Raw genomic sequence first — 3,192 nt, forward strand, 5'->3', positions numbered from 1 at the left:
CAATGAAATAAGACGAATTGCAGTGATAGAATCTCCGCCCAAACGAACAAAGTCATCATTTAATCCAATGCCTTTTTGATTAAATGCCACTTCAAATGCAGTGACTATTTGCTTTTCAGTTTCATTAGTTGGAGCAACATATTCCGCATGAAGACTATCCATATCAACTTCCGGCAAGGCACGTTTGTTCACTTTACCGTTAACATTCAAAGGAATTGTTTCCAATTTCATTAAAAATGAAGGAATCATATAATCAGGCTTATGTTTGCCCACATAATCACAAACCAGGTCCTTAAGATGTTCCTCATCGGATTCATCAGATACCACATAAGCTATTAATTCATTGTTTTCATTTATATTGATAACCTGAACAGTTACATCATCAATTATATCCATTTCTCTTATTGCTGCTTCGACTTCTGATAGTTCTATACGGTTTCCTCTGACTTTTATTTGACTGTCACGACGACCTATAATACCATAAGTTCCATCAGGCAATAACCTCACAACATCACCAGTGCAATATAATCCACCATATTTATCATTTTCTTCAAATGGATTGTTGAAAAATGATTTATTAGTTTCTTCAGGCCTGTTCAGGTAGCCGTCAGCAAGCTGGTAACCGGATAAATATAATTCTCCAACTGCTCCAATTGGCACCCGCCTAAATTCCTTATCTAAGATATATGCTTTGGTGTTGATTAGAACATGCCCCACACTACTATAATCTATTTTATCTTTTGTATCCACACTAATTACATATACACAAGCTTCAGTAGGCCCATATCCATCCACAATTCTGTAATCTCTAATCTCATCCATTTGACCTAATTTTTCTCCAGCGGAGACAAGCACTTTCAATGAAGTTTCTTCAATCTCGCTTATGAATAACTTGGCGATTTGAGTAGTGATAAAAGAATGTGTAATATCATGTCTGATGATATGATCATTTAATAATTTTATATTTAATTTTATGTCATCAGGAATAACATTTAGGCAAGCTCCAGAATAGATTGCTGAAAATATTGCAGCCATAGCAACATCAAAGCCTATGGAAGCAAATAAACCATAAACATCACCATGACTAATTTCCAAATCATGAACATGGAAATCGATGAAGTTGATAATTGATTTTCTGGTGATTTTAACACCTTTAGGAATACCGGTACTTCCACTTGTATACAATATGCACGCTAGATCACCATAAGAAACATTCAACTTACTTAAAGATTTAATTTCACATTTGATGATATCTGATATGTTTAAAATTATACAGTTTTCAGCCAAATCACATCCGCGCTCATAAGTCTCATCACTGACAATGACAACTTTGGATTCAGTATCATTTATCATGAATTTTATGCGTTCATCCGGAAGATTTTCATCCAATGGGACATAAACGCCCCCAATTGACATAATTCCCAAAATACAAAACATGTACAATTCACTGCGGGGAACTAAAAAGCTAATGGATTCCTGCATTTCAACTCCCAAGTCAAGCAATTTTTTGGAAATGACATCTGCAATATAAGCCCCTTCAGCATAGCTGTAGGAAACATCTTTATACGAAACCAGCTCGTTTTGAGGATATTTTAGCAAATTATCATTAAATGCATCCAAAATATCATCATAATGTAAAGAACAATCAGTCTGATTATAACCATCTAAAAGTTTAATATCATCATCAGAAATATAATTAATCTCACTTAACTTATCTGCATCAAGTATTCCATGCAGAATCAGTTTATATGACTGAATGAAATGGTCAATGAACTCTTTGGAGTATTTATCACAATATATTACATTCAAATAATATTCATTGTCCTTTTTAAGGACTTCGAATGTCAAATCAGCAATTAAATCATCCATTTTCCTTATAATGCCTAATTTTTCATAAACTTCACGTACATTCCCATCATCATTTTCCATCCATTCTGGAATAAACTGGAATAAAATATTGGCATCAATGTCATATTCCTTTGCAAGTAATCTGAACGGATAATAGTTATAACTCTTGACTTCATAAATTAAAGAAGACATATATTCAATAAATGATGAAATATCCCTATCACTGCAATCTGCCAATAATGGAAGTGTATTCACATACATGCCGAAAGCATTAAAATCATCAAACCTGTCCCTGCCGTTATCTAGAATACTGAATAATGCATTGTCATTTCCTGTGAAACGGGACAATGTATAAGCAAAAACAGATGTAAACAACACATTTTCACTAATTTCTGTCTGATTTAGGAATATACTACTGTCTAAATCCAAGCCAATTTGTGCTGTACCAGGCCCATCTGCATTGATACTATCCAGCAAACCGCCTACTTCATTACTTTCAACAAGCATATTGTCGTAAAAATCACTGGCTTTAGTGAAAATTTCGGATTCTTGTATTTGTTGTGTAAATGCTGAAACCTTTAAGAAGGAATCATCAACTTCAAGGCTTTGTCCATTAAGAACAGCCAGCAAATTCTCTTTAAATACAACACAGGACCTTGCATCACAAAGGATATGGTGGAAAACGGCGTACAATTCATAAGAATCATCATTTTCAATTACTAAAAATCTGCAGAGACTCTTATGCAAATCAAAGGACCGAGTTAAAAATTCCAAAATAAAATCATCATCGACACCAGACTCGACAATAACATCAGGTTTAGAATTCCCCACCATATACGGAACATCATATTCATCACTAATACACATGTTCAAGATAGGATGGATTTCAAACATCTCATTTAATCCAGCTATTATTTCATTTAAAGAATAATCATTTGAAAATTCCATATTAATTGGAATAAGATAGGCATCTGTTTTTTCATTTACAACAATGTCCAGATAAACATTCAACTGATATTCATTTAGAGGACATCCTGAATCTATAGAATAAACATCCAAATCAAATTCAACATTATTTTTATTAATGACATCGGCAATAGCGTGAGGAGTGCGTAGACTTAAAATATCGCCTGCAGAAAGATTATAATCTCCAAGACTTGTCAATAAGTTGATTGCCGTGAGCGAATCTCCCCCAAGCCGTGTGAAATCATCATAAATACTGATCTTATTCTGACCGAATACCTTTTCAAATGCGTCAACAATATCCTTTTCTACTTTGTTTCTTGGAGCCACATATTCAGCACGCAAACTGGTCAGATTGATTTCAGGCAAAGCACGCTTATC

1 protein-coding gene is annotated in these 3,192 nt (G+C 34.0%); it reads right to left on the bottom strand.

All coding sequences use genetic code 11. The annotated features are described in order from the left end of the window. Positions 1-3,192: AMP-binding protein (locus ACKI5C_RS07035; RefSeq protein WP_407432459.1), on the bottom strand; the 3,192-nt coding region annotated here is incomplete at both ends.

The sequence above is a fragment of the Methanobrevibacter sp. genome (genome assembly GCF_045646045.1).
Classification (GTDB): domain Archaea; phylum Methanobacteriota; class Methanobacteria; order Methanobacteriales; family Methanobacteriaceae; genus Methanocatella.